Raw genomic sequence first — 25,777 nt, forward strand, 5'->3', positions numbered from 1 at the left:
CGGTTGGTTGGAGGGTCCAAAAGTGGGGTGAATCTCTTCCATCTCCGATCACGGTCAATAGCGTGGGCGCCATCGGTCACATGCCCAGGACCGCAGAGAGACGAGTGAGTCGCCGAGAGCAGCCGGTGGCCTCTGAACGCGAGACCGGAGGATATTCGTGTCGGATATTGCAATTGTGGGTATCGGCTGTCGATTCGCGGGCGGAATCGACTCGCCCGAGACATTCTGGGACTTCGTGGTCGACAAGCGCGACGGCGTGGTCGAGATGCCGGCGGATCGATGGGACTACCGCAGGTACTACGACCCCGAGCCCCGCACCCCGGGCCGCAGCTACACCAAGCGCGGCGCCTTCATGACCGCCGACCCGTGGCAGTTCGACCCCGACTTCTTCGGGATCTCCCCGCGCGAGGCGACGGTGCTCGACCCGCAGCAACGCCTCATGCTGGAGGTGACGTGGGAGGCGCTCGACGACGCCGGGATGGCCGGGCGCGCGGCCGGTTCCTCGGTCGGTGTGTACGTCGGCGGATTCGTCGTCGACCAGTCCGTGATCGGCGTGGTCGGGCCGGCGCTGTTCCACACCGATATGCACACCCCGGCGAGCGCGTCCTACACGATGCTGTCGAATCGAATCGCGTACGCGCTCAATCTGGTCGGACCCGCGCTCACCGTGGACACCGCGTGTTCGTCGTCGCTGGTCGCGTTCCATCTGGCCTGCCAGGCCCTGGACAACGACGACTGCCGGGTGGCCCTGGCCGGCGGCGTGAACGTGATGCTGCAGCCGGAAACCTTCGTGCTGATGTGCAAGGGCGGTTTTCTCGCCGCCGACGGCCGCTGCAAATCCTTCGACGCCTCCGCCGACGGATACGGCCGTGGCGAGGGCGCCGGCATGGTGGTGCTGAAGAAGCTCGACGACGCCGTGCGTGACGGCGACCGCATCTACGCGGTGGTCAAGGCCACCGGCTCGAATCAGGACGGGCGCACCACCGCCATCACGGTGCCGAATGTCGATTCCCAGGAGGCGCTGGCCCGCACCGTCTGCGAACGTTCGGGCCTGCCGCCGCAGTCGATCACCTACCTGGAGGCGCACGGTACCGGAACCCTCGTCGGCGACCCGGTCGAATTGCGCGCGCTCGGAAAGGTTTTCGGTGCCCCCACCGGACGCACCGAATCGGTCGGCGTCGGGTCGGTGAAGGCGACGATCGGCCACACCGAGGCCGCCGCCGGAGTCGCCAGCGTGATCAAGGCCGCGCTCGCCATCAAACACCGCACCCTGCCCCCGCAGGGCTGGCTGGACAAGCAGAATCCCGACATCCCCTTCGAGGAACTGGGCCTGCACGTGCAGACCGAGGCGCAACCGCTGCCCGCCGACGCCGGCCCGATGTCGGTGGCGGTCAACGGTTTCGGCTACGGCGGAACCAACGCGCACGCGATTCTGCAGGAGTACGTCGGTCCCGCACCGGCGTCCGCCGGACCGCACCGGCATCTCGGCATCCTGCCCATCTCGGCGCGCAGCACCGCCGCGGCCCGCGCGCTGGCCGGGCGATTCGCCGATCTGATCACCGAGGGCGCCGACCCCGATCATCTCGCCGAGGCGGCCTGGACGCGGATGGCGCACCACGCGTTCCGCACCGGCGTGCTGATCGGTGACTCCACCGAGGAGTTGGTGCGGGAGCTGCGCGGCTACGCGGCGGGCGAGGGGCGCGATGCCTCGCGCACCATCGTCTCGCGTGCGCCCGAACCGGTGTTCGTGTTCTCCGGAATGGGCCCCCAGCACTGGCGGATGGGGCGGGAACTGCTCGCGGCCGGTGGGGTGTTCGCCGACACCGCGGCCCAGATCGATGCCGAGTTCCAGGCCCTGGCGGGCTGGTCGATCGTCGAGGAACTGCGCAAGCCGGAGGACGAATCCCGGGTCACCCGTACCGAAGTCGCGCAACCGGCCAACTTCCTCGTCCAGGTCGGCCTCGTGCGCGAGCTGGAGCAGTACGGCATCACCCCGGCCGCCATCGTGGGACACAGCGTGGGCGAGGTGTCGGCGGCGTATGTGAGCGGCATGTTGTCGCTGCGCGACGCCGTGCGGGTGGCCTACCACCGCGCCCGCCTGCAGGCGACCACCGCCGGCACCGGCGGCATGCTCGCGGTGGGACTGCCGAAGGACAAGGCCCTCGAACTGATCGGCGACGATCCGGGTATCGATATCGCCGCGGTCAACAGTCCCAGCGCCGTCACCCTCTCCGGCGATGTCGAACGGCTGGACCTGCTGGCCGAAAAGCTCACCGAGGAGGGCGTTTTCGCTCGCCGCCTGCGCGTCGAGGTGCCCTACCACAGCCGCCTGATGGAACCGATCGAAGCCGAATTGCGTTCGGTGCTAAACGATCTCGCGCCGCGGAATCCGACCGTGCCGCTGTATTCGACGGTGACCGGTATGCGGGTCTCCGAGGCCGATTGGGACGCGTCCTACTGGTGGTCGAATGTGCGGCAGCCGGTCCGGTTCTTCGATGCCGTCGGCGCCCTGATCGGCGCGGGTCACCGGATCTTCCTCGAGATCGGCCCGCATCCGGTGCTCTCGGGCAATATTCGCGAAGCCCTGCTCGGCGCCGATGTGCAGGGGACGACCGTGCCGACACTGGACCGCGAACAATCCGACGCCGACAGTCTGCGCCGCACCCTGATCGGCCTGCACGCCGCGGGCGTGCTCGACCGCGATCTGCTGTTCCCGCCCGATCGCCCGGCCACCCCGCACCTGCCGCTGCCGCGCTACCCGTGGCAGCGCACCCGCCTGCACTCCGCGCTGCCGCTGTTCGAACAGGCCCGGCTCGGCACGCCCGGCGGCTACGCCATGCTCGGCGATCCCGATGTCGAAGGCCGGCCGGAATGGCTGCTGCAGGTCGGCACCGAATTGCTGCCGTGGCTGTCGGATCATGTGGTCAACGGCATCAAGATCATGCCCGGCGCCGCGTATCTGGACGCGGCGCTGAGTGCCACCAAGTCGCGCATCGGCTCGGAACAGGTTGCGCTGGAAGGGGTTCGGTTCGTCGCGCCGCTGATCATGGGCGCCCCTGACGTGCCGCTGGTCGCGCTGAGTATCGAGGAGGCCAGCGGCCGGTTCCTGATCAGGTCCCGCAGTGCCACCGGCACCGCGTGGACGGTGCACGCCTCCGGGCGCACCCTCACCGGCAGCCACGAGCAGACCACGGTCGCCGTTCCGGAGATCGAGGTCGGCATCGACGTCGACCCCGCGATGTTCTACACCGGCCTGGCCGCGGCCGGACTGCAGTACGGGCCGTCGTTCCGGCGGGTCACCTCGGTGCGCGTCGGCCGGGATGTGGTGGTGGCGACCGTCGACGGCGCGATCGCCGCGGATTCCGGTCATCTGGCCCATCCGGCGGTCGTGGACGCCGCCATGCAGTGTGCGGCCATGCTGTTCGCCGACGAACGCATCGACGAGGGCGTGATGGTTCCGGTCGGCGTCGGCGCGGTGCGGTTGCTCGCGACGCTGCCCGAGACGGTGACGGTGGTCGCCCGGCGCGATCCGAACGCGCGGCTGCGCGCCGATGTGGATCTGCTCGACGCCGACCACAAATTGGTCGTCCGCCTGTCCGGCCTGCAGATCGGCGCGCTGCGGCCCGGCGACGATCCGCTGCACCGGATGGCCGACTTCTATTACGCCGAGACGTTCGAGGAACGCGATCCGATCGACCCGGCCGCGCTGGCAGAGGCCGGCTCGGTGAGTACCGTGGTGGTCCGCCTGGGCGAGACCGACCGGGCCGACCGGTTGGTGGCCGCGCTGGCGGATTCCCGTCTGCACGTGGTGGATTCGACCGGACCGGAACTGGAGTCCGAGCTCGTCGAGCAGTTGCGCGCGGCCCGCGACGAGCCGGCTCGGCGGTTGCACATCTGCGTGGTGGCCGGTGCGGTCGCCGACGACGTGGCCGACTTGTGGACGCTCAAGCGCATCGCGGTGGCGATCGCCGACTTCGTCGAACCGTCCAGTGAAAATGGCACGCCGCAAACGATTTTCGGCGACGGCCTCGTGCACTGCACCCTGGTCACCGAATCGGCCTTCGCCCTGCCCGGCAGTCCCGTCGCTCCCGATACCGGACAGGCCGCGCTGGCGGGCGCCCGGCGCGTGCTGCTCAACGAGCAGACCGCCCTGCGGTGGCGGCTCGTCGACGTCGAACCCGCCACCCCGATCGCCGATCTCGTGGCGGAGCTGGCGGTGCCCGGCGCCTTCTCCCTCGACAACAGCGACGAGGTGCTGCTGCGCGACGGTAAACGCTGGGCGACGGTGATCACCAAACCGCTGCCCGAGCGCCTGGAAGCCTTGGAAACCTCGGCGCCGCTGACCGATCCGGAGGCCAATTTCGAACTCGACATGCCACGTACCCGGCTGCTGTCGGCATTGGCGTGGCGGGAATGTCCGCGGGTGGCACCGGGCCCCGGTGAGATCGAGATCCGCATGCAGGTCATCGGATTGAACTACAAGGATCCGCTGAAGGTCATCGGGCTGCTCGGCGAACGCGAGCTCGCACCGACGTATTTCGGCACCGTGCCCGGCATGGAGGGTGTCGGCACCGTGGTGCGGATCGGACCGGGAGTCGAGGGCGTCAAGGAGGGCGATCTGGTCGGTGTGGCCGCCAAGGGCATGATGCGCCGCTTCGCGGTCGTGGACCGGCAACTCGCGGTCGTCCTGCCCGAGGGCACCGATCCCGGGCACTGCACCAGCATCATCGCCTTCGGCACCGCCGAATACGCCCTGCTGGATCTGGCCCGGCTGGAACCGGGGGAGACGGTGCTCGTGCACGGCGCGGCCGGTGGTGTCGGGACCGCCGCCATCCAGGTCGCCAAGGCTCGCGGCGCCACCATCATCGGCACGGCCAGCACCCCGGAACGGCGCGCGCACGTGCTGGCGATGGGCGCGGACTACGCGGTGAATTCACGCTCGCTGAACTTCGTCGACGAGGTCGCCGCGATCACCGGCGGCGCGGGCGCGGATGTGATCGTCAGCAGCGCACCCGGTGAGATCCTGCGCCAGAACTTCAATGCCGCAGCCGAATTCGGCCGCATCGTCGAGGTCGGCAAGGCCGACATCTACACCGGCGGCCTGCTGGAACTGGCCAACTTCGACAAGAACCTGTCGTACTTCTCGATGGATCTGGACCGCCTCGTCAAGGTGAAGCCACAACGGCTCGCGGCGCTGCTGCAGCGAGTGTTCGAGAAGGTCACCGAGGGCACCTACCGCCCCCTGCCGTACCACATGTTCGACACCGCCGAGGTGAGCAAGGCGTTCGAGGAGACGCTGCGCTCGTCGCGGCCGGCGCGTATCGCGCTGCGCATGGACGCACCCGAACCGCCGGTGCGCCCGTATCTGCCCGATGTCGAAATCAGCGACACCGCAACGTATCTGATCACCGGCGGGTTCGGTGGTTTCGGTCTGGCGATCGGCCGGTGGCTGACCTTGCGCGGTGCGCGGCGGCTGGTGCTGGCCGGGCGGCGGGGTGCGACCACGGAGGAGGCGCGCCGTCAGCTCGAGGCGTGGCGCGCGATCGGGATCGAGATCGTCGAGGAACTGCTCGACGTGACCGACCCCGGCGCGGTCGCCGAGGCCGTCGCCCGCATCCACACCGCGGACCATCCGCTGCGCGGGGTGTTCCACGCCGCGGGCGCGGTCGCGGACAACAACCTCGCCAAGATGGAACTCGGCCAGCTCGAACAGGTCTATCTGCCGAAGGTGCTGGGCGCGCAGATCGTGCACCGGGCCGTCGCCGAGGCGGGCATCGACCTCGACATGTTCGTACTGTGCTCCTCGGGCGGCTCGATGTACGGCATCTACGGCCAATACAGTTACTGCGCGGCCAATGTCGCGGTCGAATCGCTGGCGCTGCGCTGGGCGGCCGCGGGGGAGCGGGCGTTGTGCGTCGGCTGGGGTCACCTCTCCGGTGCCGGCGGTATGGCGGCGAACGAGACCTCCGAGAAATATCTCGACCTGGTCGGATTCGGCCCGATCGATATGGGCGACGCCACCGCCTACCTGGAGCAGACCCTGCGCCTGGGCGCGACGCGGGTCGCGGTCATCCCGACCGACTGGGCCAAGCTCACCGGAACCTTCCCGCAGCTGGCTCGCACCGGCCGCACCGCCGCACTGGCCCGGGCCTCGGCGAAGGACACCTCCGAGCTGGCCCGGCTGCGCGAGGAGCTGGCCGCGATGGAGGAATCCAAGCGCGGACCGCATATCGCGCGGCTGATGGCCGGCGAACTGGCCGTCGTCATGGGCGTGGACGTCGACACCATCGATATGACGATCCCGGTGCCGGAACTGGGCCTGGATTCGCTGATGGCGGTCGAACTCGGCGCCCGGGTCACCAAGACGCTCGGCATCGACCTGATGTCGCTGCAGATGGGCCGCTCGTTCAGCCTCGAACAGGCCGGGCCGAAGGTCGCCGAACTGATCCTGGCGCACGAACCCGGTGGCGCCCAACCGGATCCGGCGGCCCTGGCCGCGGCGGTGGACGGTGCCGTGGCGAACGGTTCTCAGCCCGCGGCCGAGTCGAACGGTCACGACGCGCCGGCCGGCGCGGTCGCGGAGATGGCGGGGGTCAGCTGATGGCCCACCTTTTCGCTACCTGCCGGTGGAAGTGAGTAGTGTAACCGTGGTCGACTTCGGACTCATCGACGAATGGTCACCGCCGCCGGGGCGGATGGTCACCTGGGTCGCGTCACCGGAAGCGGTGGCGCGGGCCCGGGCCGCCCCGGTCCATCCGGCGCCACCGTCGCTGCAACAGGAACAGTATCTGCGCCAAGCGGATCGGCACGCCGCCGCCGACTTCCGGTTCTCCGGACTGTGCCTGGCCACCGCGCGGATCCCGACCGGTGGCCTGGACCGGGAGGCGATGACGCGGATCGTCAACACGTTCCTGTTGCGTCACGACACCTTCCGGACCTGGTTCGACATCGGCACCGACGGCGCCGTGCGGCGGCATCTGGTGCCCGAGGACGTGGTGGACTTCATTCCGGTCGACTACGGGTGGATCGATGATCCGGCCGCGATCCGGCAGCACGTCGAGAAGACGACTCCCGATCCGTTCCAGTGGGATTGCTTCACCTTCGGCGCGATCGAACACGGTGATGCGACCACGGTCTACCTCGCCGTCGACCACCTGCACACCGACGGTCTCGGGCAGTATCTGTCCGCGTCCGATTTCGCACAGCTGTATCTGTCCGAACTGAGCGGCGAGGCCGAACCGCTGCCACCGGCGGCCAGCTATCTGGACTACTGCGTCACCGAGCGTGCCTACAGCGATCTGCTGACGCTGTCGTCGCCGGGCGTGCAGAAGTGGTTACAGTTGTTGCGCGGCAACGACAATCGGCTCCCGTCGTTTCCGCTGGATCTCGGCAAACGCTCCGACGGCTACAACCGCAGCGCCCACCGCACGGTCACCCTCCTCGATGAACATCAGGCATCGGTCTTCGAGGAGATCTGCCGGGCCAACGACGCGGAATTCGTGGGCGGAGTCTTCGCGGCCGCGGCCCTGGCCGAACGCGATCTCACCGATTCCGACTACTACTTCGGAATGACGCCGGTGAGTACCAGAACCTCTGCGGCGGAGGGTAATTCGGTCGGCTGGTACGTGACACTGGTGCCGGTGGCCTTCCCACTCGGCCCCGGCACCCCCGTGACCCGCACCCTGAAACTGGCCCAGCGAGCCTACGAGAACGGGCTCCGCCTGGCGCCCACCTCGTTCCATCGGGTGCTGGAACTGCTGCCCGCCGACTCCGAGATCAAGGCCGAACCCGGCTGGGTCACACCGATGATCTCGTTCATCGACGCCCGCGACTTCCTCGGCCACGAATTCTTCGACGAGGTGACGGCCGGCGTCTACGCCAACCGCGCGGCGTCGGAGGAGGCGCTGATCTGGGTCAACCGGCTGCCGTCGGGGACGACGCTGAGTGTCATCTACCCCGACACCGCGGTCGCCCACGACTCGGTCGAGCGCTACATCGCGGCGATGCGCACGGTTTTCGCGTCGATCATCGATCGCGGCGCGGAAACGAACTGAACTACAGGAGGTTTCGTGGTGTCGGAAGGCCCCGTGCCCATGCTCTTTCGCGACCCCGGCATACCCGACGGTGAAAAATGCCGGTACACGGTCGGAATCGAGGGCCGCAGTTCGGGTTTCGAGCTGACCAGCGTCGTCACCCACGAGAACGGCGGCTACCGGACGCTGCTCGAGGCATCGAGCGGCGACGGCGAACTGGAACTGACCATCGATCAGCGCTTCGGCCGGGTCGACGGATTCCTGCGCGCCGAGGACTACCGCGCCGAAACCCGTTCCCGCGGTGTGGTCGTCTCCCGCGAGGAAGCGCATTTCATCGACACCGTCCACCTCCCGATCGGCGGCGCGCCCGCCCCGTTCCCGACCGACATCATGCCGATCGTCGGTGGAATGACCCTGCTGCGCGGGCTCGACCTCACCGAGGGGGCGGCGCAGTCGATCGATACGTGGCTGGCGTTCTCCGTTCATTGGCCCCTGCTCGCCCGCGTGGACAAACGCACGGTTGTGGTGGCCGGCGCGGGTGAGATCGAATGCCGCCAGGTGCGCCTGCGGCCGAGCTTCGGGCAGGTGAACATGTTGCTGGACAAGATGATCGGCGGATTGCTGCCCCCGTTCGTGGCCCATATCGAGGTGCGACCACCACATCGGCTGGTGCGCTTGAGTTTCCCGACCGAACTGGCGTTGTCGGCGCCGCGCAGCGTGATCGAGTTGGCCGGATGACGAGTGGAACCGGGAGCGGACAGGCCGTGCGCGGCGATGGGGCAGTGGTCGAGGGGCACGTGGTTGTCGGCGAGTCGTCCCCCTCCGAATTGGCGGCATGGCTGGCCTTCGCCGGCTGTTTGATCGCGGTGTTCATGCAGATGATCGATGTGACGATCGTGAACACGGCCCTGCCGAGAATGACCTCCGACCTCGGCGCTTCCCGTTCGGCGGAACTGCTGGTGATTTCGGGCTATTCCCTCGCCTTCGCCTGCACGCTGCTCAGTGCCGCCCGCCTCGGCGCCGTCGTCGGTCGTCGCGCCATGTTCCTCACGTCGGTGGTCGCGTTCACCGCCGCATCGGTGTGGTGCGGATTGTGCACGGGTGCAACCGAATTGGTAGTGGCCCGGGTGGTTCAGGGCGCGGCGGGCGCGGGCATGGCAGCCCAAACCATCGCCATTCTGATCGCCAGCTTCCCTCGTGAACGCCACTCCCTGGTCTTCGCCATGTACGGCGGCGTAGCCGGTTTCGCCGGCATGCTCGGCCCCATCCTCGGCGGCGCCCTGCTGACCCTCGACATCGGCGGCTGGGGTTGGCGCACGGTCTTTTTGATCAACCTTCCCATCGGCATGGTCGCCTTCGCACTCGCCTGGCGATACCTGCGCATAGGCCGCCCGCCGTCGCCCGACCGCCTCGACCTGGGCGGCGCGGCGCTGTCCGGAGTCGGCCTACTCCTGGTCGTCTATGCCCTGGCCCTGGTCCAGCAACACGGCTGGCAAGCCCAGCCGATCGCCCTCGGCCTGGCCGGAGTGGTGGTGTGCGTCCTGTTCGTGGTCCATCAGATCAGGCGTTCGTCCCGCGGAGCCAGCCCTTTGATGCGGCTGGATCTGTTCTCCGACAGAGGCTTCCGCATCGGCTCCATCCTGGTCTGCCTCTTCTTCGGCCTGTTCACCGCGTTCGTCTTCGCTGCCTCCATCACCATGCAGGACGTCCTCGGTTACACGCCGTGGCACACCGCGATCGTCATGACGCTGTTCGCTCTGGGCGCCGGTGCCGGAGCGATCGCCTCGCTGTTCCTGGTCCGCCAGTGGGGAATCCTGATCCTGGCCGCAGGCGTCACCCTCTACGGCGGCTGCATGGGCGGCGGTGCCATCTACCTCCACCTGACCAGCGGCATCGCCAATCCCCTCATCGCCGCCCCCGCCGTCTGCGCAGCCGGCTTCGGAGTAGGGATCTTCGCAGTCCAAATCCAGCCGATCATGCTGTCGGGCCTGAACGCCGACCACATGTCGGAGACGTCCGGTGTGGTCCCGACCATCGAACAGATCGGCAACGCACTGGGTTTGGCGGTCCTGACCACCCTGTTCTTCCGCTCCCACACCCTCGACGGCGCGCTCACCATGATGGTGGCTCTGGCCGTGGTGTCGTTCGGACTGGGGGCGCTGACGTTGGCTTTGCCGCGAGCACAGCACAACTGAGGTTTTCGGCGTGCGTGCCGGCTGCCATTCGGTATCCGGCGGCACACCGTGATGCCGGCTCGAGCGGAGTCTTGCGGTAGTTGCCTTTTGTTGGCACGCTTGTTCGCGCATGCCGAACTCCGAAACCGCATATGACAGCCTCGTGGGCTTGTCCGTGGGCGATGCGCTGGGTGCGCAGTTCTTCGTTCCCGGGCACTCCGTCTCCGATCTTCACGCCGGGCGACCGCCCGCGCCTCCGTGGCAGTGGACCGACGACACCGAGATGGCCTGTTCGGTGTACATGGAGGTCCTCGACCGCGGCCGTATCGACCGCGATGCGCTCGCGGCCGTGTTCGCCCAACGATGTGAGCCCTACCGTGGCTACGGCCCGGGCACAGTCGTTGTGCTGCACGAGATTCGCGACGGCAGGCCCTGGGCCGACGCGGCGGGTGCGGTTTTCGGCGGGAGCGGGTCGTGGGGGAACGGTGCCGCGATGCGGGTCGCTCCGCTCGGGGCCTATTTCGCCGGAGATCCGGACCGGGCGGCGGCGCAGGCAGCGTTGTCCGCCGAGGTCACCCATCGTCATCCGGAAGCGATCGTCGGCGCCATGGCGGTCGCCGTCGCGGCCGGCCACGCCGCTGTGGTTCGTGGAAAGGCCTGTGCGCCCGGCGAATTGCTGGATGCGGTGGAGCCGTACCTGGTCGACGGGCGCACCGCGGACGGTATCCGTCGCGCCCGGAAGTTGATCGGCAGATCCGTGGCCGAAGCGGCCTACGAACTCGGCAACGGCGCCCGGGTCAGCGCGCAGGATACGGTGCCGTTCACCCTGTGGGCGGCCGCGAGCTTCCTCGGCGACTATCCGGCCGCGGTCACCGCCTGCATCGAGGCGGGCGGGGACGCGGACACCACAGCTGCGATCGTCGGCGGAATCGTGGCCGCGTACACGGGCGTCGGCTCCCGGGGTTCGATACGCGGGATCCCTGAGGAGTGGCTGTCGGCCCGCGAGCCGCTACCCGCGTGGGCGCTGGAGCGACGTGGTGTCGGCGAACTTCCGTCGGGCGGGTTCGTGCGCTAGGGCTCCGCGCCTGAAATCCGTTGCAGAGCGGTTCCGTCGGTGTCGCGTGGCGCCGTCGTCCTGGTCTGCCGCCAGGGCAGCAGGGCCGAGCCGGCGAAAAGGACGGCGGCCGCGCACCCGATCGCCACCCGTGGGCTCGTCGCGCCTGCTATCAGACCGCCCAGGGCGATGAACGCGGGCTGGACGCTCTTCGAACTGATCGACCACGCGGTACGGACGCGACTCATGTGATCGTCGGCGGTGCAGTTCATTCGGTAGGTGGCGAACACCGGGTTGAACACTCCGGCGCAGCAACAGGAGAGTTTCGGCGGTCAGGATGACGAGGAGGCCCAGTGCGCTGGGGCCTGCGATCAGGAGCAGTCCCATCCAGCAGGTGCGCAACGTACCGGAGCCGAGGAGAACTGCGCGCTGACCGAATCGCGCCACAAGTCTTGGGCTGCACAAGGATCCGAGAAGGCCACCGAAGCAGGGCAGCCCCAGGGCGAGTCCGTACTGCCACGGTGCGAAGTGCAGTTCGCGCAGCATGAGCAGGGCGAGCAACGGGGTGGTGAGGGTGACCGCTCCGCCGAAGAGCATGCCGTTCCAGAACAGTCGGCGCAGTACGGGGTGATCGAAGATGTAAGTCCATCCGCTGTGGATCTCACGGCGCCACTGGTGGTCGGTGGGCGCGTGCGCCGGTATCGGTTCGATGATTGCGATACTCCGGATCCCGAACGCGGACAGCAGATAACTGACCGCGTCGAGCGCCACGGTGATCGTTGCGCCGAATACCGTGAGGAGAATGCCGCCGATCGGAGCGCCGATGGTGGCTGCGGTCCAGAAGGTCGATTCGAACCGGCTGTTGGCTCGCACGCGGTGCGGCTCGGCGACGATGGCCTTGACATAGGCCCCACTGGCGGCGTTGAACACCATGTCGCAGAGGGTTTGCAGCGTGAGTACGACGCAGAGTTGCCCGTAGGTCAATGCACCGAAGCACGCGGCCAGAGGAACACTGGCTAGGGCCGCGAACGAGACGAGGTCGGCGTGCATCATGATGGGTCGTTTGCGATGGAACTCGATAAACGATCCCATCGGCAAGGCGATTGCCGCACTGGCCAATCCGGCGATCGCCGCCATCAGCGAGACCTGTAGGGCGGAGGCGTGCACGACGAGGATGGCGATCAGTGGGAGAGCACCCGCGCCCAAGGCGCTGCCCAGCTGACTGACGGTCGAGGCCTGCCACAGGCGATAGAAGTCGGGTGAGAGTCGGCCGGTTTCGGTAGCGCCGCAGGTCACCAGGAGGACTCCGATCGATCGATGGTAGGGCCCAGCTTTGCCGAAGCTGTCTGCCTACCGTGATCGGGTGCCGATGCGGTGAGATCGGTGGCCTCGCTGCAGCCATGGTTCCGGCGACCGACTCTCACCACAACAGTCTCGGCCTCCGGTTGATCGTGCGGGCTCCAGTCGTATCAACTCGCGATTCGCCGGGCACGAACCGACGTCGCTACTTCTCGAACACCGGCATCGGCGGAATGCCGCGGGAGGCGGTTCCGGCGGCGAGGTTGCCGCAGCAGAGGCTGGTGCCGGGTACACGCCGCTCGAGACACGAGGTGGTGTGCGGTCGCAGATCCCCCGAAGTCTGCTGGACCAGGAGTATCTTTCGGAAGTCGGTGCGGTGTCGGCCGCTGCCGACGTGCGCCCCTGTGTGCCGGATTTGCCGGGACTGTTCCACTTCTGCACGACCTTCGGTTCGAGTACAACTCTGACAGGGCGGGTGTGTTGTCGTGAAATGTCTGCGGAGCGTCGCGGTTGCGTCGGCGATCGGGTGCGCAGTGGCGTTGGGGCCGGTCGCCGCGCTCGCCGACCCGCCGTCGCCTACCCCGGCACCGTCCACTACCGGCCCGGCAGCTCCGCCGGCATCGAGCCCGGGCGAGCCGTCCACCCCTGAGCGGGCTGTTCCCTCAGCGCCCGGTCCAGCCGAGCCGCCCGCCCCCGATAGTGCCGCGCCTTCCGCGTCGGACCCGGCCGCGCCGCCAACCTCCGACCGGCCCGCGCAGTCCGCGACGAGTCCTGCTGCGCCGTCGGCCGCTGATTCTGCTGCGCCGTCCGGGGCCGTGCCGCCCGCGCCGCCAACCTCCGATGGGCCTGCACAGTCCGGGTCGAGCGCTGCTGCGCCGTCGGCGGCTGATCGTGCCGTGCCGTCCGGGGCCGTCCCGGCCGCGCCGCCAGCTATCGATCGGTCTGTGCAGTCCGGGGCCGGTCCTGCGTCGGCGTCGTCTGCTGATCCCGCTCTTCCATCCGGAGCCGTTCCGGCCGCGCCGCCAACGGCCCCCGGGCCCGTGCAGCCCGGGTCGAGTCCTGCTTCGCAGTCGGCCGCTGATTCTCCTGCGCCGTCCGGAGCCGGTCCGGCTGCGCCGTCGACCTCCGATCGACCTGCGCCGTCGGCGTCCAGCCCCGCTGCGCCGTCGGCGGCTGATCCGGGCGCTACGGCCTCCGAGCCGAATCCTCCAGCCGCCCACAAGGATCCGGGGCCTTCGGCGTTTCAGAAATGGCTCGACGACACCATTCCCGCGCCGACGTCGGTACTGCCCGGGATCGGGTCTGCTGCTGCCGATCCCGGCGGGGCGTCTGATCCGCAGGCGCTGTGGAAGGCGATTCAATCCAGTCCGACCGGGGATCCGTTCTTCGACGAGGCCCCGGCGGATCTCGCGCATTACGCACCCGGAGATGTCATCGAATCGCGGGATGTCAGCTGGCCGGGGGTGCCGATGGTCTTCCTGACGGTGCTCACGCCGGTTCAGCGGGCGGTACAGGTGAAATTCCGGACCACGAACTCCGCCGGTGCGCCCTCCTACGGGACCGCGACGCTGCTGTTGCCCTTCGGCCGGTGGACCGGACCGGGGAGCCGACCGGTGCTGCTGAACGCGCCGCCGATCAACGCGCTCAACCGGCGCTGCACTCCGGGCTACGTGTTCTCCCACGGATTCGACATCACGACCGGCGGCACCGGCAACGATTTCGTCCCGTCACCGACGATGTGGGCGGCGAGCCGGAACTACGCGGTGGTGATCCCGGACCACGAGGGCCCCTTGATGGCCTATGCCGAGCCGACCGTGGCCGGCCACATCATGCTCGACACCGTGCGTGCGGTACGCCACCTGATGCCGGACGACTTCGGCGAGAGCCGTTTCGCGATGACCGGCTATTCCGGCGGTGCCATCGCCAGTTACGCCGCCGCGATGCTCGCACACGAATACGCCCCGGAACTGACACCCCACCTGGCCGGGGCCGCGATGGGCGGCCTGCCCATCGACTACGAATCCTTCGCGAAGACCTTCGACGGCACCTACGCCTCGGGACTGATGCTGACCGTGACGCTCGCGCTGGCCCGCGAACATCCCGAAATCCTGAGCCGCATGAATCATCTGGCGCAGTGGGCGGCCATTTCCCCGCTCAAGGATGTGTGCAGTTCGACCATGGCGGACATCGGAGTGTTCGTACCCTATGCGGCCGTGGCGAATATGGCCGACCCGCTGCACACCGAATTCGCCGACATGATGTTCCGGCGATTGAGCCTGAAGGGCAGGAAGGCCGGCATGCCGATCTATGTCTACAACGGCGTGCACGATCCCTGGATGCCTGTCGCGAAGGCCGAGACGTTCTATGCCGAACAGTGCGCTCAGGGAGTTCCGGCCACGAAGAGCATCGTGGGCGGGGAACATATCCTCGGCTACTTCGACGGCTTTCTCGGATCGACGCAGTGGCTGGGCGAACGGTTGTCCGGTGTCCCGGCGCCGAACGCCTGCGAAGTGGCGCCACGCGCGGATGCCGCATCGGGGCCGAGCACCTCGAACGGTGCGTCCAGCGACGTCGCCGGGGCCGAGGAACCCTCCGCAGCACCCGTGCGGCGAGTGACCGCGCCGCCGAGTCGATCCTCCGGTCCCAAGCAGGATCGCTGATAGTCGGGTGAATGCGACGTGATCCACCTCACGCGCTGTCACAGCCGCGGGGGATGCGGCGTCTTATGCCCGACCCCCTCAGCAAACGGAGGAAGACGATGAAGAACAACGAAGTCCTCGTGATCGGTGGCGGATACGCCGGGGTGATGGCGGCCAACCGCCTGACGCAGCGTGACGATGTGCGGGTGACGGTGATCAACCCCCGCCAGGTCTTCGTTCCGCGGCTGCGGCTGCACCAACTGGTGGGCGCGACGCACGAGGCGGTCGTCGACTACCCGGATGTCCTGGCCGAGAAGGTGCGGCTGGTCGTCGACAGCGTGACGCGGATCGACGCGGCGGGGCGCACGGTGCAACTGGCCGGCGGTGACAGCATCGGCTACGACTATCTGATCTACGCGGTGGGGAGCGGCATCCCCGCACCGCAGGTACCCGGGGCGGCCGAATTCGCCTATCCGATAGCGACTTTGGAGGCGGCGCAGCGACTGCGTTCGGTCCTCTTCGATAGGCCCTCGTCGGCCGCGGTGACGGTGATCGGAGGCGGGCCGACCGGGATCGAGACCGCCGCCGAGCTGGCCGGACAAGGGCGCGCGGTCACCCTGGTGTGCGGCAGCGTTCTCGGGCCGTACCTGCATCCCAAGGCGCGGCGCACGGCGCACAAGTACCTCGCGAAACTCGGAGTGCAGGTCGTCGAAGGTTCCGATGCGACCGTCACCGCGATCGGGCGAGACGCTGTGGTACTCGGCGACGGCCGGACCCTGGCCAGTGCCGTGACGATCTGGGCGGCGGGCTTCGGCGTACCGGACCTGGCCGGTCGCAGCGGATTGAGCGTCGATGCCGCCGGGCGGCTGCTCACCGACGAGACACTGACCAGCGTCGACGACGAACGCATTGTCGCGGCGGGTGATTCGTCGGCACCCTCGGATCTGCCGTTCCGCATGAGCGCCTACACGGCGTACTGCCTGGGCGCGCACGCCGCTGACACGGTCCTGCACCGCATCGCAGGGGAACAGCCCTCGGCGATCGACCTCGCTTTCCCCGCCATGTGCCTCAGCTTCGGCCGGGACGCCGGGATCTATCAGCTCGGTCACAAGGACGAAACCGCCATGCGGCTGTACTTCGCCGGGTTCGCGGGCAAGAAGCTCAAGGAATTCGCGTGCGAGGCGGGGGTCAAGCATCTGGCGACCGAGGCCCGCAAACCCGGCTCGCACCACTGGTTCTCCGACGGCAAGTACCGGCCGGCGCAACTGCGGGCCCGGCACGACGACACTGTTCCGGTTGCCTAGAGGACCGGTGTGACGCGGCTGTGCGCGGCACGGTGCCCACGACCGCACACGGCCGGTGGCTGAAAGTGGTCGGTAGTCGCGGCCGGTGAGTGGCGAGTTGGCCGGCGGGGAGGCTGTACTTTTCGTGCAAACCTGGCCGTTCTTTGCGGTTTTCGCGCAATCTCGCGGAGGTTTGCACGAAAAGTTCACCCGTCCCCGACTGCGCCCCCACGCTCGTAACCGGCTACCGGCTGCGCACATCATCATCCCCCGCCCGTCGCCGACCCCACACTCGAATTGTGTTCGGGCTGAGCGGAAGCCTGTGCGCGGGCCGAGGCATCCGCTTACATCGAAACCATGGCAATATCGGCACCGTCGCCCACCGACGCGGACACTTTCACCACCGAGTGGCAGGAATGGCATCGGCGGCAGGAGGCGCACCTGTCCGACCGGCACGGCTTTCTCGCCATCACGAGTCTGCACTGGCTCACCGAGAACCCGCAGCGCTTCGACGATGCCCCCGGCGCCTGGTCGACCGGGGCCGACGGCGTGGTGGTCGTGCTCGACGAGGACGAAGAGTTGGTCGTCGACGGCGAGCCGGTGCGCGGCCGCTACGGATTCGGCGTCATCCCCGAACGCGGTGGCGTGAACGCGGTCTGGGGAGACGCGGTGATCGAGGTCGCCAAGCGAGGCGGCCGCGACATCGTGCGCCCTCGGCACCCGAACACCCCGCTGCGCACCGCTTTTCGCGGCACTCCGGCGTTCGTGCCGGACCCGAAGTGGGCGGTCACAGGACGCTATGTGGCCTTCGAGGAGCCACGACCGACGACGGTCGGCGCTGCGGTGGAAGGACTCGAGCACGTCTACGACGCGCCGGGGCAGATCGAATTCGAGGTCGACGGTAAACCGTTGCGCCTCACCGCTTTTCCCGGAAAGAGTGCCGGAGATCTGTCGGTGTTGTTCACCGACGCGACGTCCGGAGTCACCACCTACGCGGCGAATCGGGTGCTGCAGGTGCCGGCGCCGGAGGCCGACGGAACGGTGGTGCTCGACTTCAACCGTGCGGTGAACCTGCCGTGCGCGTACACCGATCTGGCGACCTGCCCGCTGCCACCGGCGGAGAACCGGCTGCCGATCGCGGTCGAGGCGGGGGAGAAGACCCCCTACGAGCGTCAGGAATGAGCTCGCCGCGGATCAGTTCGCTGGCGTTTCTCACCCCGGGCAACTACCTCGACGACGATCCGTACACCGGCCTCGAGGACACGCTGCAACTGTTCGAATACGGCGAGCGACTCGGGTTCGACGGCGCGTGGATCCGGCAGCGGCATCTCGAGCACGGAGTCGGTTCGGCAGCGGTCTTCCTGGCCGCGGCTGCCCAGCGGACGAGCCGAGTGGAGCTGGGCGCGGCGGTGATTCCGATCGGGTACGAGAGCCCGTTCCGGCTGGCCGAGGACTTGTCGCTGGCCGACGTGCTGTCCGAGGGGCGTTTGCAGCCGGGGTTCAGCGCGGGGACGCCACCGCACGCCGACCTGATCGGTGATCTGGTCTTCGACGGCGACTGGCGCAGCTTCGACCTGTCCTACGGCCGGGTGGCCCGGCTGATGGACAACCTGCGCGGCCACTACCTGGGCGACGCCGACACCGTCATCCACTCGCCGGGCAACACCCAGCGCCCACGGCTCCAGCCGCACAGCCCCGGCCTGGCCGACCGCGTCTGGTACGGAGGTGGGAGTACCCGCTCGGTGCGCTGGGCGGCGGAGAACGGGCTGAATCTGCTCAGCGGAAATATCGTATTCGGCGACCGCAGTGACGATTTCGTGACCGCTCAGCTGGGGCTCATCGACGACTATCGCGAACGCGTCGATCCGTCGCGCCCGGCGCGCGTCGCGATCGGCCGGGTGATCGTCCCGTTCGACAGCGCCGACCGCGCGACCCGGGAGCGGTACCGGACCTATGCCGCCGGCCGCCACGAACGCACCCTCGGCCCGCAGGGTGAGCGGCGGGTCCTGTTCGCCCCGGATGTCGTCGGCACGGCCGAGCAGATTCTCGAACAGCTGCGCGCCGATCCGGTCCTCGCGCAGACCGCCGAACTGCGTCTGGAGCTGCCCTACGAGTTCCATCGCGCCGACTACGAGCAGATCCTGCACGACACGGTGGAGTTGATCGCTCCCGAGCTGGGGTGGAAACCCGCGCTCGCCTAGGCCGACGCGAGAGGACCCCGCCCGGCGAACCGGCCGGGCTCCACACCCGGACACCGCGCCCAGGCGTGAGCCGTAGGGGTCGGCGATGATCGGACCGTCGATTCCCCACACGGTCCGAGCGCGCCTCTGCCGAACGCGGCGTCGCGCACCGCGACGATCAGTCCGCGAGTTTGAACCTGCGCTTCCGGGTACTCACACCATTGCTCGATAACGGTGTCGGCGCGTCTACCGACCCGCGATACGACACCCGGCGTTCCACCGTATTCGGTATCACCGTTCGTACTACGAGCCAGGAGGACGAGATCGATGATGACCGGCCGGAACTACCGAAGCTCAGCACTTTTCGTCACCGCCCTGGCAGGGATGGGGCTGGCCGCCGTGTCGACGGCCGCTCCAGCGCTCGCCGCCAACACCATCGACATCAAAGGGGTGGGGCCGGCCAATGTCGGGGTCGACTACACCTGTGATGCCAATTCCGGCACGTCCGCGGTCAAGGTCATGGTGGGCGATCCCAACGCCGACGCACCGTCCGCGATGGGTACGCAACCGCAGGTCACCTGCAATGGGCAGCCGCAGAGCACTGTTGTCGAGCTGACCGGCCCCGACGGGTCGCCCGCACAGTTGCAGCAGGGCCAGACCGTGCAGGTCCGGGTGGCGTTGGTGGATCCTCAGGACACCGTGGTCTCCGGAAAGGCCAATGTGTTCAAGCTGGGGTAGCGGCGACCTCTGCCCGCCATCGCCGGCGGGTGGCCGCGGCGCGTGCGGTCCAGCCCGCCACGATGCCGAGATAGACACCCGGCAGCCCCCAGTGCAGCACCGCGGCTGCGATCCACACCGCGGGCAGGGTGACGCAGACGACCGAGAACACGGACGCGGACATGACCGCTTTCGTGTTCCCGGCCGCGCGCAGCTGGGCCGCGTAGACCATGCCGATCGACATGACCGGCGCCAGCACCGGCAACGACCACACCAGCCCGCGCCCGGTCGCGCCCACCGCGGCATCACCGGTGACGAGCCGGAACAACACCGGTGACAGCGCGGTGAGCAGCACCGCGACCGCACCCGAGGTGCCGATCATCAGCACCGCGCCGGCCCGCACGACAGCGCGCCGCCCGCGATCGTCGCCGGCGCCGAGGCACTGGCCCGCCAGAACCGCCACCGCCACACCGATTCCGAACACGAGCATCCACACCAGCGATACCGCCAGGCTCATCACCCGGTGCGCGGCCAGGCTCACCGTCCCCGCTCGCGCCACCACTGCCGTGATCACGGCGTCGCTCCCGTAGCCGACGACTCCGAATACGACATCCGGCATCGCGAGCACTGTCACCGCGTGCCACACCGTGCGATCCGCGCGAGCCCGGACGGTTGCCGGCCCGATGGCCCGGCGAACACGTGGAATCAGCGCCACCGTGCCGGCCGCGACGGCGGCGGTCGAACCGATCGCCGACCCCGCCGGCCCCCACCCCGCACCGAAGATCAGGATCCACGACACCATCACGTTCAGCACGGCCACCGCCACCGCGACCCGGGCTCCGGATCTCGTATCACCGATGCCGGCGAGTACACCACGCAGATGGGCCGTGACGGCCGTGAACGGCAACCCGCACAACAGAATCCACAACATGACCGTCGCCTCACGCCGATCCGCGCCCACCGGCGCGGTCACCGCCACGATCACGGGTGCGGCCGCCGCCGCGACCACCGCGACCGTCACGCCGACCGCGGCGGCGCCCGAAAGCCCCGTCGATACCACCGCCCGGACCGCGTCGATATCCCCGCCGCCGTGCCGGCGCGCGACGAGTATCTGGGTGGCCGATCCCCACGGCACCACCAGCGCGGTACAGCAGATCCATACCGGCACAACCAGTGCGGCGACGCCGAGCGCTTCGATCGAGTGGTGACCCAGCAACGCGGTATCGGTCACGCCCAGCACCAGCGTCGTCGCGGAAGTCAGAACGACGGGCGCCGCCAGTCCGCTCACCTGACGAAGTCGCGCGATCCGCGCTTGCCTCCCCATGCGGGGACTCTAATAGCGTTCCCGCGCAAGCCTCTTCCGGTGGTGCGGAAACCCGACCTACCCGCGCCGGAGCTCGTGTAAGTCCCGTGTCAGCGCTGCGTCAGTCCGGTGCCAGCGGCGTGGAAGACAGTTCTCCCATGAACAGCGGAGCACTCGCCACGGTCGGAGCCCGGAATGCCGTGTGGGACACGACGTTCGTCAGTCGTTTCGATTCGGCTCTCGGAATCGGACTCCCGCCGATGCTGCGCTCACAGTGGCTCGACCGCGGTCGGCGGTATGTGCGCAGTGATCACGCCTTCGCCCAGTTGATCCGTTTCGCGCTGGTCGGCGGCGCAAGCAATATCGCCTACGCCCTGCTGTTCGTGGTCATGAGTGGGGTCGGACCGCTCGTCGCGAATATCGCGGGTTCGCTGGTCAGTACGGCGATCGCGAACGAACTGCACCGCCGCCTCACCTTCCGAGCGGCCGGCCGCATCGGCTGGTTCACCGCGCAATGGGAAGGCGGCGGCCTCGCGCTCCTCGGTGTGGTGATCAGTACGGCCGCGCTGGCCGGCCTCCGTTTCTGGGCGCCCGGCCTCGGCGACCTCGTACAGGCGAGCGCCGTCCTTGCCGTCACGGGCACGGTCGGCGGTCTGCGGTTCCTGGCTCTGCGTGGCTTCGTCTTCTGAGAGGCCGCCCGAATGGGCACGGGTCGTTCGGATCGGATGACGGCGGTGTTCGTCGGCCGTCAGTCGGGTTCCGTCGCTTCGCGCAGGATGCGGAATTCGGCGGCCAGGGCGTCGAGGGTGTAGTGGGCGTTGAGGCCGCTCGGGTTGGGCAGCACCCAGATTTCGGTGGTGCCGAGGGTTTCGGCCTGGCGTCCGACGGTGGTTTTCGGTCGGCCGAAGGCGGTGCGGTAGGCGCCCAGACCGAGGACGGCCAGGGCCCGGGGCCGGTAGTGCCGGACTCGCTCGGCGAGCGCCCGGCCGCCGTCGCGCAATTCCACCGCGGTCAGCTCGTCGGCCTTCGCCGTCGTTCGCGCGGCGACGTTGGTGATGCCGATCCCGAGGGCGAGCAGTTCCTGCTGCTCATCGGGACGGAACAGCCGGGGCGTGAAGCCGGACCGGAACAGCGCGGGCCAGAAGCGGTTTCCGGGCCGCGCGAAATGGTGGCCGGTCGCGCCCGACCACAGGCCCGGATTGATACCGCAGAACAGCACCCGCAGATCGGGTGCCACCAGATCGGGAATGGTCCGGTCCTTCGCGGCGGCCAGATCCGCCGGGGTGGGGTGGTACGCGGCGGAATGTGCCATCCGCCCAGTCTGCCGGACGGGGCGCCGCGCCCGCCCACGGCGGTGATCGCCGGCGGCGCGGAGTGCCCGCAGGTTCACCGGTGTGTGCCGGCACAGCGGGAATGTGCCGCGAGAAGTCGCCGTCACCCTGGGTGTTCAACCAATGGTTGTGCGTACCGGCGTATCCGGTTGTTTGATACAGGTCACCGCACCTGGTTGCATCCGAGTGAACAACGTGGGGTTGTCCGGCGCTGACGTGCCGAGCGCAGTCGCCATTTCGGTGCCGCAGGGCATGCGGCGTAATCAGGAGGATCATGGAAATCGGGCTGAATCGGCTGATCGACGCAGCACACGATGCGCACGTCGAGGAGACCCGGCGATTCGATGCCGCCTCGAAACCCGTTGCGGGTCCCCGTGATTTCGAGGAATTGCGGCGGGTCCGGGCGAGGCAGGACGCGTCCCGGCCGCCGTCGGGTTCCCGGGCCGCCCAGCAGACAGCCGAAGTCGGCGGTCGTCGAGTTCCGGTGCGGGTCACCGTTCCCCGGGAGACCGCAATACGGGGTGTCTATCTCGATATCCACGCGGGTGGCTTCTATATCGGCTCGGCAGCCGGCGGTGATGCGCGCAACGCGGTGCTGGCCGACACTCTCGCAGTGGCGGTGGTGAGCGTCGACTATCGACTGGCGCCCGAACATCCCTGGCCCGCCGCGCCCGACGATTGCGAAACCGCGGCGCTGTGGCTGGTGGAGCGTGCGAAATCGTTGTTCGGCACATCGGCATTCGTGGTGGGTGGGGCATCGGCGGGAGCCACCCTGGCCGTGACCACCCTGCTGCGTCTGCGAGATCGAGGACTGGCCGATCGGTTCGCCGGTGCCGTCCTGCAGTACGGCGCCTACGACCTGAGCGGGCGTTCTCCCGGCGGCCGGCTGTACGCCGACGACTACTTCATCGAGGCCTACGCCGGTCACGTCGCGGACCGCACCGATCCCGACATATCTCCCCTCTACGGCAACCTCGGCGACCTACCGCCGGCACTGCTGGTGGTGGGGCAACGCGACATCCTCCTCGAAGACAATCTGGCGCTGGCCGCCCGGCTCGCCGCCGCGGGGAACGATGTCGACGTCCGCGTCTATCCCGAATCCGCCCACGCCTTCACCTTCCGCCCGACCGGTATGGCCGCCGCCGCTCTCCGCGAGATCGACGCGTGGGTCGCGAAGAGGCTGCACGAGAAAACGATCTGACCAGCGCGGAGCCGGGCGGCTGTGCGTCGCCCGGTGCGCTGCGCCGCGCAAGAGGCTGCGATGCTCGCGGATCGCTGGTGGCGCGCCGGATCCCATTGCGACGGTGACGTAGTGGTGACCGATCACCAGCGCGGACCGGGTCCATTCGTTACCCTGGCTTGATGCGATCCCGGTTTCTGCGCAATGTCTCGGCCGTGTTCGTCGCTGTTGCGTCGGTGTTGCTGAGCGGCACTCCGGCCCTGGCCGGCCCACCGATGCGGGCGGCAGCGCTCGCATCGCTGGACTCCGGATTTCTCTGGGGTGTGGCGAGTTCGGGCTTCCAGTCCGAAGGCCGTTCGCCCGACAGCAATTGGACTCGTTACATCGCGCGCAACCCCGGGTACGAACCACTGCAGAATTCGGTCGACTTCGCCGATCGCTACGACTCCGACATCCGGCTGGCCGCCGATATGGGAATGCGGGTGTTCCGGGTCGGGATCGAGTGGGCGCGGCTGCAACCCGAGCCCGGGAAGTGGGACGACAACGCGTTCCGCTTCTACGATTCGGTGGTCGACAGCATCGTGCGCGCCGGGATGCGGCCGATGATCACCCTCGACCACTGGGTGTATCCGGGCTGGGAGGCCGACCGGGGCGGCTGGCGCAATCCGGGCATGGTGGGCGACTGGCTGGCAAACATGCGTGCCGTTGTGGATCGTTATTCCTCGCGGAACCCGTTGTGGGTCACCGTGAACGAACCTGTCGCCTACATCCAGAACGAGGTTCGCGAGGCGGGCGCCGATGCCAACGCCATGCTGACCGGGGTGGTCGACGTGCACAACGCCAGCTACGACTACATCCATCAGAAGCAGCCCGGAGCTCAGGTCACCGCCAACGTCGGATACGTCGCGGGTGCGGAGGATCAGGTCAACGGTGAGTTGGTGGACCGGATCGGCGCCCGGCTCGACTACGTGGGCGTCGACTACTACTTCGGATTCGACCCGGCGCAGTCGCTGTACAGTGCGATCGGACGGGCCACCGGTTCGTCGCTGCCGAATCTGCCCGGCCCGCGCATCTGGGACATGCCGCTGCGCACCGAGGGCATCTACTATGCGCTGCAGCACTATTCGCGCCGGTTCCCTGGTAAGCCGCTGTATATCGTCGAGAACGGCATGCCCACCGAGAACGGCCTGCCCCGCGGTGACGGCTACACCCGCAGCGACCACCTCCGCGACACCGTCTACTGGCTGCAACGCGCCAAGGCCGACGGGATGAACGTGATGGGCTACAACTACTGGAGCCTCACGGACAACTACGAATGGGGTAGTTACACACCGCGTTTCGGCCTGTACACCGTCGACGTCCGCACCGATCCGTCGCTCACCCGCCGGCCCACCGACGCCGTCGGCACCTACGCGCAGATCGTCGCCGCCGGTGGCGTCCCCGGCGACTACCGCCCCACCCGCGCCCCGGCCCTCTGCATCTTCGTCGACCCGCCCGCCAGCTGCCTGAGCCCGGTCGCGGGGCCGTAGGCGTTCTCCTGACCAGAAAAATAGTTTTGCGGTGATGTCGATTCCGGGGGTGCCTCGTTCGAGGGGTAGGTGAGGGGCTGAGAGGCAGCCCACCCCTGGAAGGACACAACCATGCGCACACTGGTGGCTTTCGAGCACATGACCCTGGACGGTTATGCCTCGTCCGGCGAAAATCTGGGATTCGAGTTCACGTTCCGCGCCTACGACGACGAATTGCAGGCCTACGCCGAGCACATCCAGGCCGACTTCGACACCGCGATCTACGGCCGCGAAACCTACCTGGGGATGTTCGGGTACTGGTCGCAGCAGCCGAACGCCGAGAGTTCCCCGGGCGAGCGCCGGCACGCCGAATGGGTCAACGCCGTGGACAAGATCGTCTGCTCCACCACGCTGGAGTCGGCCGAGTGGAACAACACCCGGCTGATCAGCAGCGACGTCGCCGCGCAGATCGAGGCGCTGAAGCGCCAGGACGGCGGCGTGCTCGCGATCTACGCCAGTCCGAAGCTGGTGCATTCGTTCATCGATATGGGGCTGGTCGACGAGTTCCGCATCGTCGTCCATCCGGTCACGCTCGGTTCGGGCACCCCGGTGTTCCACGACAAGGCGAAACTGGATCTCGACCTGCTGGAGTCGAAGGCATTCGGTTCGGGCGCGGTGTATCTCCGCTACCAGGTGCGATGAGGAAGGATGCCGATATGCGTTATCTGATGCTGATCCGGCTCGACCCCGCGGCCGCGCCGGTGCACGGGCCCGATCCCGCCATGGCCGAGGATATGGGCAAGCTGCTCGAGGAGATGACCAAGGCCGGCGTGCTGCTCGACACCGCCGGCCTGCGACCGGTCGACGAAGGCGTCCGAGTTCGCCAGACCGGCGGGAAGCAGACCGTGCTCGACGGCCCGTTCAGCGAGTCCAAGGAGGTCATCGGCGGATACTGCCTGCTGCAGACCCGCTCGCAGGACGAGGCCATGGAATGGGGTTCGCGGTTTCTGCGGGTGCACGGGCCGGAATGGGATGTGGAACTGGAGATTCGCCAGCTCGACGACCAGGCTTGACGC

General features: G+C 68.3%; 18 protein-coding genes. 15 read left to right on the top strand and 3 right to left on the bottom strand.

The window, feature by feature from the left end:
• The first annotated feature begins 157 nt into the window (after nucleotides 1-157).
• The 5 genes from AC5592_RS12635 (at nucleotide 158) to AC5592_RS12655 (ending at nucleotide 11,282) form a co-directional block, all read left to right on the top strand.
• On the top strand, nucleotides 158-6,601 hold the full coding sequence (locus tag AC5592_RS12635) for a type I polyketide synthase (RefSeq protein WP_084506602.1): 6,444 nt from the start codon (nucleotides 158-160) through the stop codon (nucleotides 6,599-6,601).
• Nucleotides 6,602-6,632: 31 nt separating this feature from the next.
• Nucleotides 6,633-8,054 carry a condensation domain-containing protein gene (locus AC5592_RS12640; RefSeq protein WP_232329328.1) on the top strand — a complete coding sequence of 474 codons (1,422 nt, stop codon included), beginning with the start codon at nucleotides 6,633-6,635 and terminating at the stop codon, nucleotides 8,052-8,054.
• Nucleotides 8,055-8,069: 15 nt separating this feature from the next.
• Nucleotides 8,070-8,771: a hypothetical protein gene (locus AC5592_RS12645; protein WP_232329329.1), complete on the top strand. Its 702-nt coding sequence runs from the start codon at nucleotides 8,070-8,072 to the stop codon at nucleotides 8,769-8,771.
• Entirely contained in the window at nucleotides 8,768-10,228 is a 1,461-nt protein-coding gene (locus AC5592_RS12650) for an MFS transporter (protein ID WP_084506604.1), read from the top strand. The genes AC5592_RS12645 and AC5592_RS12650 overlap by 4 nt, the downstream gene beginning before the upstream one ends.
• 109 nt (nucleotides 10,229-10,337) lie before the next feature.
• Nucleotides 10,338-11,282, top strand: a complete 945-nt coding sequence (locus AC5592_RS12655; protein WP_063064278.1) for an ADP-ribosylglycohydrolase family protein — start codon at nucleotides 10,338-10,340, stop codon at nucleotides 11,280-11,282.
• Here the strand turns inward: AC5592_RS12655 and AC5592_RS12660 are convergent.
• Nucleotides 11,217-12,557 (bottom strand): MFS transporter, encoded by a 1,341-nt coding sequence (locus tag AC5592_RS12660; RefSeq protein WP_063920294.1) that lies wholly within the window; start codon nucleotides 12,555-12,557, stop codon nucleotides 11,217-11,219. The genes AC5592_RS12655 and AC5592_RS12660 overlap by 66 nt on opposite strands.
• Nucleotides 12,558-14,029: 1,472 nt before the next feature.
• Between AC5592_RS12660 and AC5592_RS12665 the strand changes: the two genes are divergently transcribed.
• From AC5592_RS12665 to AC5592_RS12685, 5 genes are all read left to right on the top strand, one after another.
• The gene (locus AC5592_RS12665) at nucleotides 14,030-15,220 is read left to right on the top strand and encodes a lipase family protein (RefSeq protein WP_063064279.1); all 1,191 of its coding nucleotides are present in this window, start codon (nucleotides 14,030-14,032) and stop codon (nucleotides 15,218-15,220) included.
• A 98-nt stretch (nucleotides 15,221-15,318) separates the two neighbouring features.
• The gene (locus AC5592_RS12670; RefSeq protein ID WP_063064280.1) at nucleotides 15,319-16,503 is read left to right on the top strand and encodes an NAD(P)/FAD-dependent oxidoreductase; all 1,185 of its coding nucleotides are present in this window, start codon (nucleotides 15,319-15,321) and stop codon (nucleotides 16,501-16,503) included.
• 336 nt (nucleotides 16,504-16,839) lie between these two features.
• Complete coding sequence (locus AC5592_RS12675) at nucleotides 16,840-17,664, top strand: DUF1684 domain-containing protein (RefSeq protein ID WP_063064281.1); 825 nt, start codon at nucleotides 16,840-16,842, stop codon at nucleotides 17,662-17,664.
• Nucleotides 17,661-18,683, top strand: a complete 1,023-nt coding sequence (locus AC5592_RS12680) for an LLM class flavin-dependent oxidoreductase (protein WP_063064282.1) — start codon at nucleotides 17,661-17,663, stop codon at nucleotides 18,681-18,683. Before AC5592_RS12675 ends, AC5592_RS12680 begins: the two co-directional genes overlap by 4 nt.
• Before the next feature lie 306 nt (nucleotides 18,684-18,989).
• Complete coding sequence (locus tag AC5592_RS12685; protein WP_157121800.1) at nucleotides 18,990-19,400, top strand: hypothetical protein; 411 nt, start codon at nucleotides 18,990-18,992, stop codon at nucleotides 19,398-19,400.
• On the opposite strand, the gene AC5592_RS12690 is transcribed toward AC5592_RS12685, so the two are convergent.
• Nucleotides 19,387-20,703, bottom strand: a complete 1,317-nt coding sequence (locus AC5592_RS12690; protein ID WP_084506608.1) for an MATE family efflux transporter — start codon at nucleotides 20,701-20,703, stop codon at nucleotides 19,387-19,389. The two genes, AC5592_RS12685 and AC5592_RS12690, sit on opposite strands and share 14 nt — an antisense overlap.
• A 239-nt stretch (nucleotides 20,704-20,942) precedes the next feature.
• Here AC5592_RS12690 and AC5592_RS12695 point away from each other — a divergent pair, with 239 nt between their 5' ends.
• A complete protein-coding gene (locus AC5592_RS12695; protein WP_051025625.1) occupies nucleotides 20,943-21,371 on the top strand; it encodes a GtrA family protein in 429 nt (142 codons plus the stop codon).
• Between the two features lie 59 nt (nucleotides 21,372-21,430).
• Here AC5592_RS12695 and mug read toward each other — a convergent pair whose 3' ends face one another.
• Nucleotides 21,431-21,994 (bottom strand): G/U mismatch-specific DNA glycosylase, encoded by a 564-nt coding sequence (gene mug, locus AC5592_RS12700; protein ID WP_063064285.1) that lies wholly within the window; start codon nucleotides 21,992-21,994, stop codon nucleotides 21,431-21,433.
• Nucleotides 21,995-22,287: 293 nt separating this feature from the next.
• Between mug and AC5592_RS12705 the strand changes: the two genes are divergently transcribed.
• The 4 genes from AC5592_RS12705 (at nucleotide 22,288) to AC5592_RS12720 (ending at nucleotide 25,774) form a co-directional block, all read left to right on the top strand.
• Nucleotides 22,288-23,214 carry an alpha/beta hydrolase gene (locus AC5592_RS12705; RefSeq protein WP_063064286.1) on the top strand — a complete coding sequence of 309 codons (927 nt, stop codon included), beginning with the start codon at nucleotides 22,288-22,290 and terminating at the stop codon, nucleotides 23,212-23,214.
• Nucleotides 23,215-23,375: 161 nt separating this feature from the next.
• Nucleotides 23,376-24,722: a family 1 glycosylhydrolase gene (locus AC5592_RS12710; protein ID WP_063064287.1), complete on the top strand. Its 1,347-nt coding sequence runs from the start codon at nucleotides 23,376-23,378 to the stop codon at nucleotides 24,720-24,722.
• A 111-nt stretch (nucleotides 24,723-24,833) separates the two neighbouring features.
• Entirely contained in the window at nucleotides 24,834-25,403 is a 570-nt protein-coding gene (locus AC5592_RS12715) for a dihydrofolate reductase family protein (RefSeq protein WP_036510691.1), read from the top strand.
• Nucleotides 25,400-25,774, top strand: a complete 375-nt coding sequence (locus AC5592_RS12720) for a YciI family protein (RefSeq protein WP_232329331.1) — start codon at nucleotides 25,400-25,402, stop codon at nucleotides 25,772-25,774. Before AC5592_RS12715 ends, AC5592_RS12720 begins: the two co-directional genes overlap by 4 nt.
• Nucleotides 25,775-25,777 lie beyond the last annotated feature (3 nt).

Origin of the sequence: Nocardia violaceofusca NBRC 14427 (assembly GCF_963869435.1) — a bacterium.
In the GTDB taxonomy this organism is placed as follows: Bacteria; Actinomycetota; Actinomycetes; order Mycobacteriales; family Mycobacteriaceae; genus Nocardia; species Nocardia aobensis.